The sequence below is a fragment of the Citrobacter sp. Cpo069 genome, from assembly GCF_030332785.1.
Lineage (GTDB): Bacteria > Pseudomonadota > Gammaproteobacteria > Enterobacterales > Enterobacteriaceae > Citrobacter > Citrobacter portucalensis.
The window spans coordinates 494,993-510,369 of record NZ_JAOWHD010000042.1 but is presented as its reverse complement, the minus strand read 5'-3'; the positions used below and the strand labels follow the sequence as shown (position 1 = coordinate 510,369).

General features: G+C 55.6%; 12 protein-coding genes. 5 read left to right on the top strand and 7 right to left on the bottom strand.

Annotated elements, in window-relative coordinates; translation table 11 throughout:
• Positions 1-40: 40 nt before the first annotated feature.
• Genes hcaD through hcaE form a run of 5 tightly spaced genes read right to left on the bottom strand, consistent with a single transcriptional unit; the run spans position 41 to position 4,258 of the window.
• Complete coding sequence (gene hcaD, locus OGY08_RS06860; RefSeq protein WP_125363474.1) at positions 41-1,243, bottom strand: phenylpropionate dioxygenase ferredoxin reductase subunit; 1,203 nt, start codon at positions 1,241-1,243, stop codon at positions 41-43.
• Positions 1,244-1,252: 9 nt separating this feature from the next.
• A complete protein-coding gene (gene hcaB, locus OGY08_RS06855; protein WP_048215769.1) occupies positions 1,253-2,065 on the bottom strand; it encodes a 3-phenylpropionate-dihydrodiol/cinnamic acid-dihydrodiol dehydrogenase in 813 nt (270 codons plus the stop codon).
• Positions 2,062-2,382: a 3-phenylpropionate/cinnamic acid dioxygenase ferredoxin subunit gene (gene hcaC, locus OGY08_RS06850; RefSeq protein WP_032944244.1), complete on the bottom strand. Its 321-nt coding sequence runs from the start codon at positions 2,380-2,382 to the stop codon at positions 2,062-2,064. The genes hcaB and hcaC overlap by 4 nt, the downstream gene beginning before the upstream one ends.
• Positions 2,382-2,900 (bottom strand): 3-phenylpropionate/cinnamic acid dioxygenase subunit beta, encoded by a 519-nt coding sequence (gene hcaF / locus OGY08_RS06845; protein ID WP_118262737.1) that lies wholly within the window; start codon positions 2,898-2,900, stop codon positions 2,382-2,384. Before hcaF ends, hcaC begins: the two co-directional genes overlap by 1 nt.
• On the bottom strand, positions 2,897-4,258 hold the full coding sequence (gene hcaE / locus OGY08_RS06840) for a 3-phenylpropionate/cinnamic acid dioxygenase subunit alpha (protein WP_125363475.1): 1,362 nt from the start codon (positions 4,256-4,258) through the stop codon (positions 2,897-2,899). The genes hcaF and hcaE overlap by 4 nt, the downstream gene beginning before the upstream one ends.
• A gap of 135 nt (positions 4,259-4,393) precedes the next feature.
• Between hcaE and hcaR the strand changes: the two genes are divergently transcribed.
• On the top strand, positions 4,394-5,287 hold the full coding sequence (gene hcaR, locus OGY08_RS06835; protein WP_048234713.1) for a DNA-binding transcriptional regulator HcaR: 894 nt from the start codon (positions 4,394-4,396) through the stop codon (positions 5,285-5,287).
• Between the two features lie 3 nt (positions 5,288-5,290).
• On the opposite strand, the gene OGY08_RS06830 is transcribed toward hcaR, so the two are convergent.
• Complete coding sequence (locus tag OGY08_RS06830; protein WP_125363476.1) at positions 5,291-6,484, bottom strand: ROK family transcriptional regulator; 1,194 nt, start codon at positions 6,482-6,484, stop codon at positions 5,291-5,293.
• A gap of 114 nt (positions 6,485-6,598) precedes the next feature.
• Here OGY08_RS06830 and OGY08_RS06825 point away from each other — a divergent pair, with 114 nt between their 5' ends.
• The 4 genes from OGY08_RS06825 (at position 6,599) to OGY08_RS06810 (ending at position 13,456) form a co-directional block, all read left to right on the top strand.
• Entirely contained in the window at positions 6,599-9,865 is a 3,267-nt protein-coding gene (locus OGY08_RS06825) for a DUF5107 domain-containing protein (RefSeq protein WP_125363477.1), read from the top strand.
• A gap of 72 nt (positions 9,866-9,937) precedes the next feature.
• On the top strand, positions 9,938-11,377 hold the full coding sequence (locus OGY08_RS06820) for a sugar porter family MFS transporter (protein ID WP_125363478.1): 1,440 nt from the start codon (positions 9,938-9,940) through the stop codon (positions 11,375-11,377).
• Entirely contained in the window at positions 11,377-12,219 is an 843-nt protein-coding gene (locus OGY08_RS06815; RefSeq protein ID WP_071446847.1) for an aldose 1-epimerase, read from the top strand. The genes OGY08_RS06820 and OGY08_RS06815 overlap by 1 nt, the downstream gene beginning before the upstream one ends.
• Before the next feature lie 88 nt (positions 12,220-12,307).
• Positions 12,308-13,456: a 3-phenylpropionate MFS transporter gene (locus tag OGY08_RS06810; RefSeq protein ID WP_008785472.1), complete on the top strand. Its 1,149-nt coding sequence runs from the start codon at positions 12,308-12,310 to the stop codon at positions 13,454-13,456.
• Here the strand turns inward: OGY08_RS06810 and csiE are convergent.
• Positions 13,451-14,728, bottom strand: coding sequence for a stationary phase inducible protein CsiE (gene csiE, locus OGY08_RS06805; RefSeq protein WP_032944230.1), 1,278 nt, complete (start codon positions 14,726-14,728; stop codon positions 13,451-13,453). The two genes, OGY08_RS06810 and csiE, sit on opposite strands and share 6 nt — an antisense overlap.
• Positions 14,729-15,377: the final 649 nt, after the last annotated feature.

The following is a 15,377-nucleotide window of genomic DNA, read 5'->3' as shown; positions in this document are numbered from 1 at the left end:
ACTCACATGTAGGCCGGATAAACGAAGTGCCATCCGGCAGTTATATTGACTTAAGCAAGATTGTTTCATCGATTAAAGTCGCCACTGGCGGCTTTTTCTTTGCCTGAATCCATTTTCTCAATAAACGTATTTCTCGACCCTGATTCAACGTTACTGCGCCGACAATCACGCCATCCTGTAGGTTAAACCATATTGCTTTCTGCGCATCAGGATCGCCGCGTAGGAGCCAGTTCTCACCCTGCATTTCGCCGACAAACTGTAGATTATCACGGTACTGATCGGTCCAGAACCAGCCCGGCGTTGCTGCTGGCTGCGGTTGATTGAGCATCGCGGCGGCGGCAACCTGTGCCTGAAAATTGGCGTTTTCCCAGCTTTCCACGCGTACTAACGAACCGTCAGCCTGGCGCGTTATCGCTACGTCACCGGCGGCGAAAATCGCGGGATCGGAGGTGGTGCAGGCGGCATCAACGATAATGCCGTTCGCCGTCTCCAGCCCCGCTTCGCGGGCCAGCATATCGTTCGCCACAATACCAATGCCATAGATCACCGCATCAGCGGTGAGAGTTTCGCCGTTTTGCAGCATGAGCGAGAGACACTCTCCCGCTTCGGCATGCTCAATAGCGCTGTTAAGCAGTACCCGCACGCCCGCAAGTTGGTGGCGGGCTAGCAGGTAGTCGCGCACCGGAGCAGGCGCGTTGCGGCCCATAACCGTTGGCGCCAGCTCCACCACCGTCACCTGACAGCCGCGTTGAGTCGCGCTGGCCGCCAGTTCCAGACCAATGGTGCCCGCACCGACAATGACAATCGACTTGCCCGGCAATAAATTGTCGCGCAGGCGCTCGGCATCGCCCGCGTGGCGCAGGGTGAAGCAACGATCGCCCAGCTTATCCAGTTGCGGAAGGGGGCGTGCCGCAGCGCCCGTCGCAATCAGTAGCCGATCCCATGGATAACTCTGCCCATTAGCCAGCACCAGCTGATGCGTTTGGCGGCCGAGCGTCTGCACAGTAACCCCCAGATGCAGCTGTACGTTGTGTTCCCGCCACCAGTCAGCGGGGAGTATCGGCTGAAGTTGCGGATTGTCGTCCAGTAGCATCGCTTTGGAGAGCGGTGGGCGTTCATAGGGCAGATGCTGCTCATCGGAAAACAGGTGTAATTCGCCGTCAAAACCTTGTTGGCGCAGTGCAGCGGTAGCCATAGCCGCCGCCTGACCGCCGCCGACGATAGCAATAGTTTTTGGGTTCATAACGCCTCCTCAGAGATCCAGTCCGGCGGCGACGTGACGAATACCGCGAATCCCCAGACCGGCGTCGGCATTGATCATCACGCCGCTCAATGTGCGGTTGTTGCGCTTTGACGCCAGCATCACATACGGGCCGGTAAAATCCGCCGGCTCCGGGAAAAATTGTAGTGGCAAAATAGCGGCGATTTTTTCCGGCGTCAGCGACTGCATAATCGATGTATCGTTTTGTCCCAGCGCCTGCGGGCCGCGTAGATCTGTCGCCATACCGCATGGACCGACACCGTTAACACGAACCTTTGGTGCCAGCTCGTATGCCAGCTGGCGAATCAGCCCGGTAGCCGCATGTTTGCTGGCGGTATACAGCGGGCCGCCGCCGCCGGGATACCACGACGCATTGGATAGGGTAAAGATGATGCTGCCTTCGCTGGCGATAAGTGCAGGGGCACAGGCTTTCGCGCCCAGCAGATAGCCCAGCACGTTGACGTTAAACAGCTCATGAAAGCCGCTCTCCAGCGCATCCGCAGGCGTATTGACCAACGAGGCGTTGTGATCCCATATCCCCGCATTTCCGATAAAACAGTCCAGCGTACCGTAATGCGTCAGGATTTGATCTACCGCGCGCTGATAGTCGGCGTAGCAGGTGACGTTGCCTTCGATTGCCAGCACATGTTCGCCAAAGCGCTGACGCAGGCTGGCAACTTTAGCTGGCGACAGCTCCAGCGTGGCGACCCGCGCACCTTCTTCGATGAAACGCTCGACCAGTGCCAGACCAAGACCGGAGCCGCCGCCGGTGATAAAGACCACGTTATCGCGTAAATCGCTCATCTTGCGTCCTCTGGAATATCAACAAACACATCGCTACCGTCTACATATACCGCGTAGGTGGTGAGCGCGTCGGTGGCGGGTAAGCACAACGCCTTGCCGGTTTTCAGGCAAAAACTGGCGGCATGCAGCGGGCATTCCACCGTAGCGTCGTCTTCCAGATAGCCTTCCGACATCGAGGCGTTACCGTGGCTACAGCGATCGTTAATGGCATAGAACTCGCCGCCAACGTTGAACAGCGCGATGACGGGCGAGGTATCAAGCCGGAGCGCTTCACCCTCCGGCAAATCCCCTACGGGGCAGGCATAAACACGACTCATCAGAACAGTACACTCAGGTTATGGGAGGTGATCACCGCTTGATCCAGCACGATCTCACGCTCCAGTAAGCGCCACTCATCGCCCGGCAAACGGCGCACTTTGTCTATGCGCATGCCGACGTAAAAGGTTTCATCGCGCTCTTTTTGCGCGCGATACAGCAGATAATTAAGGCGCACGGCAAAGACGTCGGGAACCCCAGTTTCACTGACCTGGCAGTTGCTGATCAGGTGCCGGGTACGCGACGGTGGCTCTTCCGCCCAGGCCATGCCGGTTTCCAGCCGCGCGATACGACGTTCGAGCTGGTCTTTGTTGTCGTTGAAAATCCAGGTGGTCGGCGGCTGCACGCCTTTGCGACGATCGCGCGTCTGGGCATTGACCGTCGTACGCATGGTGTAGCGAATGTCTTCATCCAGTTGTGCCAGCCAGTCACGAAACTTCCAGTCATCCAGCAGGCTGGCTTCATGGTAGAGAAACTGTGTAATGCGGTGGTGTAGTTCCTGAGAAACGAAGGTGCTCATTTCATCACCTCCTGCTGGTAAGCGGCGGTTTTTTCCTGCACTTCCTGCCAGCTTTCGCTGCTGAGTAAATCGGCCCAGCGCTGATACATGCCGCGCGCGGCGGTTTCCGAAAAGATGTAGTTGGTGATCCCCGGAATGCCGTCTTCACGACGTTTCTCCTGGCCCAGCCCCATTTCCAGACACAACTTGGTGTTGCGTGCGCGGTGACCCTTCAGCAGTTTTTGAATTTCACACCAGTTTTCCGAGTCGTCCTGCTCCAGGAATCCGGCGGGGCCAAAGGCGCGCGTGGCGCTGTTTTCAAACGCAGCTTTCACTTCATCAGAGGCGGCTTTATCGGTAATACAGAATGCCCATACTTCAACTTGATCCGGCCCGCGCGGATGCCAGACCCTTAAGGTGGCAGTACCGTTGAGCCAGGAAAGCGTTGGGAAAATGTTGTTGTGACCGGCCAGACGCAGGGCGCGAACTTTACCCAGACGCTGCTCGGCTTCCGCGTAGGTGTCGCGGTAATAGCTGGAGACTTCGCCGTCGACCCAGACGTTGGCATCAGGATTTTCGGTAAAGAAAAATCCGCTACCGTGCCCATCCTGACCGAACTGTAGTGCGTCTTTGGCGGTTTCCCACACCGGGCGGGCGGTTTGTCCGTCGCCCAGGCGTTTACCGCTGCCGTCGTCTTTTGCCCCCAGCACCTGCACGGCCGAGGCATGGCTGAACAGCGCGTGATACTGGTCGCTGGCAAACTGTTCGGCGGGGAATTTCCAGTTACAATCAATGGTCCACTTTTGTACGCCACCGACGATTTCGGTGCCGCCTTCACGACGATCCAGCACACCGTCGAGATACCAGGCGATGTCGCCGAGATAATCGCGCAGCGCAGGCGCGGAGGTATCCCAGTTGCCGAAAATCAGTCCCTTGTAGCTCTCTACGCCAGGAACTTCGTTCAGCCCCCAGTGCGATTTGCACAGCCCTTGCGGGTAGGCGCGCGGTTCCAGCGGAACGTCGATCAGCTCGCCGTTTATGCCGTACGACCAGCCGTGATACGGGCAGGTGAAAGCGCGGGTATTGCCGCAGTCGGCGTAGCTGACGCGCATTGCGCGGTGGCGACACTGGTTGAGAAACGCTTTGATGCTGCCGTCTTTCTGGCGAACCACCACAACTGCATCCTCGCCCATGTAGGTGTTAAAAAAATCACCGGGTTTGGGGATTTGGCTTTCGTGGGCGAGAAATAACCAGCAGCGTCCGAAGATGCGTTCCAGCTCCAGTTGGTAAATTTCAGGGTCGGTATAAATTCGTGGGGTTACGCGACCGTTTTGCGTGTCGATCAGTTGGTAGATGTCTAAATTTGAGGGTGTGGTCATATTTTTTAATCCTGAAAGCTAAGATGTATTGACCTTCTTTTTTTGTACCTTAAGGATGTTGCTGGTTAGTTATTAATCTGTGAAATAGTAAATTTCTACCAGTTGAGACATTTTTTCGATAACAAGGAGAAGGGCATGGAACTGAGGCACTTACGCTATTTCGTAGCGGTGGCGCAGGCGCTGAATTTCACCCGAGCGGCAGAAAAGCTGCATACCTCTCAGCCGTCGTTAAGCAGCCAGATCCGCGATCTGGAAACGTGCGTGGGCGTTCCGTTGCTGGTGCGGGATAAACGAAAAGTTGCGCTGACGGCGGCGGGAGAGTGCTTTTTGCAAGATGCGCTGGCGATCCTCGAACAGGCGGAAAACGCCAAAGTTCGTGCCCGTAAAACGGTGCAGGAAGATAATCATTTCGCCATCGGTTTTGTCCCTTCCGCAGAGGTAAATCTGCTGCCGAAGGTGCTGCCTTTGTTTCGTTTAAAACAGCCAGATACGCACATTGAGCTGGTGAGTCTGATCACCACCGAACAGGAAGAGAAGATCCTGAGTGGAGAGCTGGATGTGGGCTTAATGCGCCACCCGGTGTACAGCCCGGATCTCGATTATCTGGAGCTGATTCATGAGCCGTTAGTAGTGGTTTTACCGGTGAATCATCCGTTAGCTAATGAGCAAGCAATCTCCGCAGAACAACTACACGGCGTGAATTTTGTCAGCACCGATCCGGCCTACTCTGGCGCGTTAGCGATGATTGTCAAAAACTGGTTTCAGCAGCAAAAAAGCCAGCCCAACATTGTGCAGGTGGCAACCAACATTCTGGTGACCATGAACCTGGTCGGCATGGGGCTGGGGGTGACTTTGATACCCGGTTATATGAATAATTTTAATACCGGACAGGTGGTTTTCCGCCCTATTGTTGGCGATGTACCGACCATTGCGCTGTTGATGGCGTGGAAAAAAGGGCCAATCAAACCGGCGTTGACCGATTTTATCGCCACGGTACATGAACGTTTAGCGGTGAGCCTGACGGAGTAATGGCTATAACTCGCTAAGCTGTGACTCGACATACAGATAGCCAATGCCCATAAGTTGCTGGGTGCGATTAAGCTTACCGAAGCTTATCTGCGTGGCTCTGGCTCGCGGGTTATCGCCGTGATCGAATGGGTTAAACCCAGTTTGCTGCACCAGCGTATTGAGCCAGCTGTCGCCAAATGCGCAGCTACGCCCATACAACCATATTTGGTTAATATTCAGTATATTCAGAAAGTTATAAAGACTCAGCCCGATGGCGCTGGCGGCATTTTCGGCCCAGGCCTGAATGCGGACATCTCCGTGCTGCCAGGCCGCAATTAGCTGGTCAGTGGTGAGCGTTTCCGGATCGTAAAGGGATGTCGGCTGCGATTTCATCCACACCCGGGCCTGCTTTTTCAATGCGCTTAATGACGCTACGGTTTCCAGACAGCCATAGCGACCACAGTCACAGGCGACACCATCGGGATGAATGATGGTATGCCCAATCTGACCGCTGCCATACAGGCTACCGCGCCAGATGTTATCGTTAATCACAAACGATGAGCCAATACCGTAATCAACGTTAATCACGCAGAAATCACCGTTTGCCGCCGGGTTTTGCCATTTTTCCGCCAGCGCCAGCATCACGCAGTCATTGTCCAGCCGGACCTGCACGCCGAGCTTCTCCTCCAGCAGATATTTTATTTCCACCGGTGTTTTCCACGGGGCCTGGGGCATGGTTTTTGATGCACCGGTTATCGGATCAACTTGACCATGAACGCCAAGCGCCAGATTAATCGTCACCTCGGGAAATTCCCGACGATACTCCCGCCAGTGTGCTGCCAGGGCTGACAGCAGTGCTTTTGGCGATTCGGGGTTGATAACTTCATGCTGCCAGTTGCCGACAGCAACCAGCCGCGCGTCCGCCAGTTGACTGGTGATGCTGGTGGGGGTGACGTTGATGCACAGCGTCCAGGCGCCTTTTTCTGGCAAATGATAGCTGCCGCTGCTCAAACCGCGCTGACTTAAGGTTTCTCGCGAATGGCTGATTCTCCCTTCATCCATCAGTTCTTCGAGGATATTGCTGACCGCCGGGATCGACAGGCTGGTGAGCTGCGCCAGCTGTGACTTGCTGAGCTGTTTTTCCCGCCACAGGTGAGACAAAAAGATCTGTTTATTCGCCTGACGGACCCTGACGTTGTTGAACCCCGAACGCTGCATTCACTTAACTCCCTTAACTATATTGCGTGAGCATTGCGCATTTTAACGCCACCTAACTGCCGCAGAATAGCATCAAGTTGAATTTTTACTTTTGTTTATTGAGTGGAGAGCGGCATGTACGGTTCAGTTAAAGTCTGGCAGGAAACGATCACCCTCCCAACTTGGGCGGCGGGTGAAGAAGATGCCAACCCAATGTTTCTGGAAAAACGGGTGTATCAGGGATCTTCTGGAGCGGTTTACCCTTACGGCGTGATTGATACGCTGACCGGCAAACGTGAAATGCGCGACTATCAGGCGGTGTGGATGGAGAATGACTTCATTCGCATCATGCTGCTGCCGGAGTTAGGCGGGCGTATTCATCGAGCGTATGACAAAGTGCAGCAGCGCGACTTCGTCTACTACAACGAAGTGGTGAAACCCGCGCTGGTCGGTCTGCTTGGGCCGTGGATCTCCGGCGGCATCGAGTTTAACTGGCCGCAACATCATCGCCCGACCACCTTTATGCCGGTGGATTTTACTCAGCAGCAGGGTGAGCAGGGTGAATACACCGTGTGGATGGGTGAGGTTGAGCCTATGCGCGGTTTACAGGTAATGACCGGATTCACGCTGTATCCGGATCGCGCGTTGATCGAGATAACCGGGAAGGTGTTTAACGGTAACGCTACCCCGCGCCACTTCTTATGGTGGGCGAATCCGGCGGTGAAGGGCGGCGACGATCATCAGAGCGTGTTCCCTCCGGATGTGACGGCGGTATTTGACCACGGTAAGCGCGATGTCTCAGCGTTTCCAATCGCCACCGGCACATACTACAAAGTGGACTATTCGGCCGGTGTGGATATCTCACGCTACAAGAACGTACCCGTACCGACCTCCTATATGGCTGAAAAATCAGATTATGATTTTGTTGGCGCGTGGCATCACGGCGAGCGTGGTGGGTTGCTGCATGTGGCCGATCACCATGTTTCGCCGGGGAAAAAACAGTGGACATGGGGATACGGCGACTTTGGTGTTGCCTGGGATCGTAATCTCACCGATGACAACGGTCCGTATATTGAACTGATGACCGGGGTCTTTACCGATAATCAGCCGGATTTCACCTGGCTTGCGCCGTACGAAGAGAAAGTCTTCGTGCAAAACTTCTTGCCCTACAGCGAACTGGGAATGGTGCAAAACGCCAGCACGCAGTTGGCGCTTCGTCTGGTGCGTGAGCGTAGCCAGCTTTCTGTGGGCGTTTATGCGATTGCGCCGCTACGCGATGTTCAGGTTACGCTTGCTGCGCACGGGCAGCCGTTCTATGAAAATACCCTCACCCTTGAGCCTGGACAGAGCTGGCTGGCCGATGTGTCTGACAATGGCCATGCCCGGGTGACGATGACCGTCACAAGCGTCGATGGCACTACGCTTTTGCAGTACGAAGAGCACATCGCGAAAGAATTACCGCTGCCTTCGGCGGCCGTTGCGCCAGCGCTGCCAGAAGCGCTTTCTAATACCGATGAACTCTATTTTATTGGTCAGCATCTGGAGCAGTACAACCACGCCAGCCGCTATGCCGAAGATTATTATCGCCGCGCGCTGGACGTTGATCCGCTGGACTACCGCAATAATGTGGCCCTGGGGACGCTGGCGCTAAACCGCGCCGACTGGGCGCTGGCGGCACAATGTGCTGGCAAGGCGCTGGAGCGGGCGCATAAGCTCAATAAAAATCCGCGTGATGGTGAGGCAAGTATGCTGCTGGCCGCCGCACAGGAACGTCAGGGCGATGATGACAGCGCGTGGGATAATTATTATAAGGCCAGCTGGAGCGGCAACTGCCGGGATGCGGCTTTCTGGTCGTTAGCGCGTCTGGCGATGAAGCGTCAGGACTACGCCGGCGCCTTGGAAAAGGTCGAGCAGAGCCTGCGCTTTAACGGCAGTAATAACCTGGCGATGGGGCTGAAAGCGCTGGCGCTGGCAAAGCTTGATCGCAATGCGCAAGCGCTGGACTACATTCGCCAACAACTGGTTGATTATCCGCTGAGTTACACCCTGCACTATGCGCGCTGGGCTATTTGCCAGGATGAGGCCACTGCACAGGCGCTAATCTCGATTACCGGGCGGCGCGGGACCAACGCGTGTGAACTGGCAGGCTGGCTGACTTCTTTGGGGCAAAAGGATGCTGCCCGTAGCGTGCTGGAACTGCTCGACAGCCAGGAAACGCTGCCGATGCTGTGGCGCGCTTCGCTGAGCGATAATCCACAACCGTTCATTGAACGTGCTCGTGAGTGTCTGCAAAACCGCGTGCGCTTCCCCAATACGCTGGATGAAGTGCAGATGCTGCAAACTCTTGAGCAAAGTGCTTTTGCCCGCTATTTCCTCGGCTGCTTCTGGTACAGCAAACGGCGTTATGCCGAGGCGGTTTCCTGCTGGCAGTTCACGCTTGCGCAGGAAGCGGATTTCGCACCGGTACACCGTTTACTGGGAATCTATGCCTGGAACAAACTGCGCGATGCACAGCAGGCGATGCAGTATTTGTCGCAGGCCGTGGCGCTGGAACCACAGAATGCTCGCTTCCTGTTTGAACTCGACTATCTCAAGAAGTTAATGGCACAACCCGCTGAGCAGCGTCTGCAGCGACTGGAAGCCAGTAAAGAGATTGTCTTCCATCGAGACGATCTGACGGTGGAACTGCTCAGCTTGTGGAATGGGGTGGGGCGCTACGACGATGCCGCCGCAGTGTTACGTGAACGCGTGTTCCATCCGTGGGAAGGTGGTGAAGGTAAAGCCACCGGGCAATATCTGCTGAATCAGATGCATCGTGCCCTTGCTGCCGTTCAGTCCGGCGACCTGCAAACCGCCATCGCGCAGCTGCAACAGGCGCTGCACTACCCGCAAAACCTTGGGGAGGGGCGTCTGCCTGGGCAAACGGATAATGACATCTGGTATTTGCTGGGGCATTGCGCGCAGCTGCAAGGCCATTTCGAGGAATCCCAGCGCTACTTCTCCCGTGCGACGCGTGGCGGCAGCTCACTGGATGCCGGACGTTACTACAACGACCAGCCAGTGGACTATCTCTTCTGGCAGGGTATGGCGCAGAGAAAACTTGGCGATGACGCAGAGGCGGACGCTTTGTTCAATAGCTTCCTGCAATGGGTTGAGTCGCATCACGACAACGTGCCGGATGTCGATTTCTTCGCCGTCTCGCTACCCGACCTGGTGGTGCTGGATACCTCAGCACAAGCAAAACACCAGCAACACTGCCTGTTTATCAATGCGCTCGGGCATCTGGGGCTGGGAAATAGCGCCGCCTGTCAGCGCGGACTTGATGAACTCCTGCAACTCAATCCGGCACATGACAAGGCATTACTGCTGCGTCACGCCATTAACGTAAGGCTTTTCCAGTAACACCCGAAACGGGTGGGGGTAACCTCACCCGAAACCTACTGTACCCTGCGTTTCCCTGAAAGAGGAATCATAATGAATAACGCGCAGACACATTTAAAGATTGGTTACGTCTGGACTATCTGCCTGGTTGCGGCCTGCGGAGGTTTACTGTTTGGCTATGACTGGGTGGTGATCGGCGGGGCAAAACCCTTCTATGAAGCATATTTCTCGATTACCGATCCGGCACAATCCGGCTGGGCGATGAGTTCCGCGCTGGTTGGTTGTATCTTTGGCGCGCTGATTTCCGGCTGGTGCGCCGATAAATTTGGCCGAAAAATGCCGCTGATTCTCTCAGCGATCCTCTTTAGCGCTTCCGCCTGGGGAACTGCCGTCGCCAGTAACTTCGATATGTTTATTGTTTATCGCATCGTTGGCGGCGTGGGGATTGGTCTGGCGTCTGCGCTAAGCCCACTGTATATCGCCGAGGTTAGCCCCGCTGAAAAGCGTGGTCGCTTTGTGGCCGTTAACCAGCTCACCATCGTCATTGGCGTGCTGGCGGCGCAGCTTATCAACCTGATGATTGCCGAACCTGTCGCCACAGGCGCTACGCAGCAGGCAATTGTTGAAAGCTGGAACGGTCAGACGGGCTGGCGCTGGATGTTTGGCGCAGAATTAGTGCCCGCGGTAATTTTCCTGGTGCTGATGTTCTTTGTTCCTGAATCGCCGCGTTGGCTGGTGAAAGCGGGGAAAGCCGATCGTGCGCGTGCCATGCTGCAGCGCATTGGTTCGGCGGAATATGCCGGGCAAACGCTGAAAGAGATTGAACATACGCTGCAAAAAGATAATCACAAGGTCGCGTGGTCAACGCTGTTACAACCACAGATCAAACCGATCGTGATTATTGGCATGGTGCTGGCAGTGTTTCAGCAGTGGTGTGGGATCAACGTTATTTTCAACTATGCGCAGGAGATCTTCGCTTCTGCCGGATTCGACATCAACGGTACGTTAAAATCGATCGTAGCGACCGGGATCATCAATCTGGTCTTTACCCTTGCCGCTCTGCCGTTAGTGGACAAAATTGGGCGTCGTAAACTGATGCTGTTTGGTGCATCAGGGCTGACGGTTATCTACGTACTCATTGCCGGGGCATACGGGTTGGGCATTCTGGGCTGGCCGGTTTTGGTTCTGGTGCTGGCGGCGATTGCCATTTACGCCCTGACGCTGGCTCCGGTGACCTGGGTACTGCTGTCTGAAATTTTCCCTAACCGCGTTCGTGGGTTGGCGATGTCGCTGGGGACGCTGGCGCTGTGGATTGCCTGCTTCCTGCTGACCTATACCTTCCCGCTGCTCAATGCGAGTCTGGGCGCGTCGGGAAGCTTCCTGCTGTACGGTGTGATTTGCGCGATGGGCTTCATATATGTTCTGCGTAATGTACCGGAAACCAAAGGCGTGACGCTGGAAGCGCTGGAAGAACAGCTGGCGGCGCAACATACAAAAGCTGGCACATCAGCCCAGCAACGAAGCGCCCGATAATGGATGGTCTGCTGACGCTACAAAACGCACATCTGCGGATGTGCGTAGACTCGCAGGGCGGTTCGCTATTAAGTCTGGTTTCGTTACAACATCAACAGGCCATTTTACGCGAAGGTCATGGTCAGCAACCCGGTGATTGCGGCCTGTTCCCGATGCTGCCGGTCGCGAATCGGGTGGCGGGAAATCGTTTTATGCTGCGCGGTGAAGAGGTGGTTTTACCTCAACATGGCGCAGATGACACCTTTTTCCTGCACGGTGACGGCTGGCTGCAACGCTGGCAGGTTATCACTGTCACTCAAAGCGGTTGTTTGCTGCAGTTGCGCAGTTGGCATCCCTGTGGCTACGACTATACGGCGCAGCTTTGCTATCAACTGGAAACCTCGAGCCTGCACGCCTCGTTGACGCTCACTCATTGCGGTGAGCAGCCAATGATTTACGGCTGCGGGTTCCATCCGTTTTTCGCCTTTGATAAGCGCAGTACTGCGCAGTTCACCGCAAGCGGCTACTGGCCTGAGGGGGAGCAGCATCTGCCGCTGGAATGGCAACGTGATATCCCTTCAGCGGCTGATTTCATGCATGCGCAATACGGTGAGGATAGCTGGCTGAATGTCGGATATTCTGGCTGGAGCGGGCGGGCCGTTATTCATCGTGATGTGATGAAAGTCACGATTTTAGCGCAAACTCCGTGGTTGATGCTGTTCAGAATGTCGGGTGAGGAGTTCCTGTGTCTGGAGCCGCAAACGCATCCGGTGAATGCCCACAACATGCAGGGGCAGCCGGGATTGCAGGTTTTAGCGCAGGGAGAACGCTGCCATTTTGCGATGCAAATTAGCATCGAATAGGGCAAAAATCATGTTATCTGCCTGTTAATGCTCTCTTGCGCCAGCCTGCGTTTGTCGCCAGACTATCGCCTCCAAACGGGAGGGATTCATGGCTTTGCATTCCACGCGCTGGCTGGCGCTCGGTTATTTCACCTACTTCTTTAGCTACGGTATCTTTCTGCCTTTCTGGAGCGTCTGGCTCGAAGGGCTAGGGCTGACGCCGGAAACCATCGGTTTACTGCTGGGCGCGGGGCTGATTGCCCGTTTTCTCGGTAGTTTGCTGATTGCGCCGCGTGTGAGCGATCCCTCTCGGCTGATCTCAGCGTTACGTATTCTGGCCCTGTTGACGCTGGTGTTTGCGCTGGCCTTCTGGGCGGGAACCAACGTGGCGTGGCTGATGGTGGTGATGGTCGGCTTCAACCTGTTTTTCTCACCGCTGGTACCGCTGACCGATGCGCTGGCCAACACCTGGCAGAAACAGATAACCATGGATTACGGTCGGGTGCGACTGTGGGGATCCGTGGCTTTTGTGATCGGCTCCGCGCTAACCGGCAAACTGGTGAGCCTGTTTGACTATCGGGTGATCCTGGTCCTGCTATCGCTTGGCGTCGCCTCGATGCTGCTGGGCATGATGATTCGCCCGAGCGTGCAGCCAGCGGGTGAAAACCGTCAGCAGGAGAGTGCGGGATGGCCCGCCTGGCGCGCGCTGATAACCCAGAGCTGGCGTTTTCTTGCTTGCGTGAGTCTGCTACAGGGGGCGCATGCTGCGTATTATGGTTTCAGCGCCATCTATTGGCAGTCTGCCGGATATTCCGCTTCGGCGGTGGGCTATTTATGGTCACTAGGTGTGGTGGCGGAGGTGATTATTTTCGCACTTAGCCACAAGCTGTTCCGTCGTTTCAGCGCCCGCGATCTGCTGCTGCTTTCCGCCGTTTGCGGGGTGGTGCGTTGGGGATTGATGGGCTGGAGCACCGAGCTGCCGTGGCTGATCGTGGTGCAAATCCTCCATTGCGGAACCTTTACCGTCTGCCACCTGGCGGCAATGCGTTATATCGCGGCACGCCAGGGGAGCGAAGTTATTCGTTTGCAGGCGGTGTATTCCGCGATAGCGATGGGCGGCAGTATCGCCATCATGACCGTATTCGCGGGCTATCTGTACCAGAATCTGGGCAGCGGCGTGTTCTGGGTGATGGCGCTGGTGGCGCTCCCGGCAATCGTTCTGCGCCCGAAGGTGGTCGCGCAGCCTGCAACGTTATGATTCGAGGATTTTGCGGATCTGCTGCTGCTGATGCGGCGTAAGCGCCAGATCCGCATGAATCAACGGGGGTGAAAATAGCGGTAACGGCGTGGTGTACGGCGTAATAATCAGCGTTACGCCGCGCGGGGCACCCTCTTTTTGAAAGTCCTGCATCGGCATATGTTTTACGTTGAGCGGCAGCAGCGTCAGTTCGCGCAGCTGTTGCTCTATATGTACTTCAAGTTGTTCGTTACTACCGGTCAGCAGGATAATCTGCTTTTCGTGTAAATCCTTCTCCTGCATCAGCCAGGCGCCGAAAATAACGGCCACCAGCCCGATCTCTTCTTCGGAAAATTGCACATCGTATTCGGCCTCGAAGCCGTGAATCGCCTCGCGGGTAGTACGAACCAGCCGGGGATAAAGGCGGCTGAACTCCTCCGGCAGCGTGTTATCAATGCCGATGGCAAACACGCTGCGGTTCAGTGCCTGAGCCAGGTGGATATACAACTGGTCATTCAGCCCTTGCTCATCGCTGAAGCGCACATTGCCATACTCGCGAAAACGCAGCACCAGCCGCGCAATAGCAAGGCGCAGGCGGCGATCCTGCTGGTGATTATCGCGAATCGGGTCGGGGATACGAAGCATTGAGAACAGCAACGCCATAAACAGCGATTCGCCCAGCGGTGCACTCTGCATGACGTGGCGCTGCCAGTGACGGCCAATTTCCTCTGCGAGCGGATATTCCGCGCAGGATTGCGCCCAGCGTTGCTGGAGTGGGTTAAATTCCGGGGTGATCCCCGCGTGATGCTGTAGCAGGCAGTACTGTAAATACAGGCGCAGGAACTGGATGTCACGACACTCAAACGGCTTCTGCAAGCGCCGGGAGCACAGATTAATGAGCGCATGCAGATTGGTGTCGTCATACAGCGTACGTGCGATCCCCCTTTGTTTAAGTTCTGCTTTTAACGCCGGGGTAAACTGCTGGGCGATAAAGGCAGGGCAAATCCGCAGGCCACGGCGCAGCCACTGCAACAGACACAGACGTTGATTTAGCGGGGTTCCTTCGATCGTATAGCCACCATTCTGCGCGGTGGCTATCGCGAGCCGGTGATAGCGCTGGATTTCGAGTCCTGCGCCAATAATATCTTCCTGAACCGTGGCATCATCGACACCGTTGAGGCTGCTGAAGGTTTGTGTAGTAGCGATTTGCCCCGGCAGGAAAAGCGTCAGCAGCACCTGGCAACGGCGCTGGGGAGCGGAAAGTACAGATGGTGGGGCAAGCGTTGACATCATCTGTAGGATCTCCCGTAAGTATGTTTGATAAGAATAGCTAAAGTTTGCTCATAGATTTTGAGGAATGGAAAGCTTTACGCCAGGAATGCTGGGGAGCGTCACAGAATTTTTAACGTGCGGAACAGATAGCGGTAGTGGAACGCAACGCGTTAATCCGCTTTTTCACTGTTTTATCTTTTGTTTAGATATAAATAAACCGGCAGGTTGCGCAATGACGTACTGTTAATGCTCCTGTATCAACATATGTTGGCGGAGCATAATGAATATGTTTTCTCCGAGAAAAGGTTCCGTTCACCTTATGTTCATCGCTTCTCTGTACACTGAACGCCAGTGAACGTGTTAAGGGTGCTATCGCCGCACCCTTAACAATCCCGGCTCCCGGCGGGAAAATTGCCGCTCCGCGGTTCCCTCCGCTTATTCCTCCAGGCTACCGGGCCGGGCGCGATGTAACGTCCCTGTAAAGCGCGCCCTGAGCCAGCATCCATGCTGGCTCTCCCGGCCTTACGGAAACACGTCGGCAATTTTCAGCCGGACCAGCCACGCCTCACCACCTGTGTTTTTTTTTGAACATGTTTGAACAGCAAAACGAATTTAACTGAAAACCAGAGAGTTGAAGCGATGCCTCCGGTCCGGCTGAAAATCGATGAGG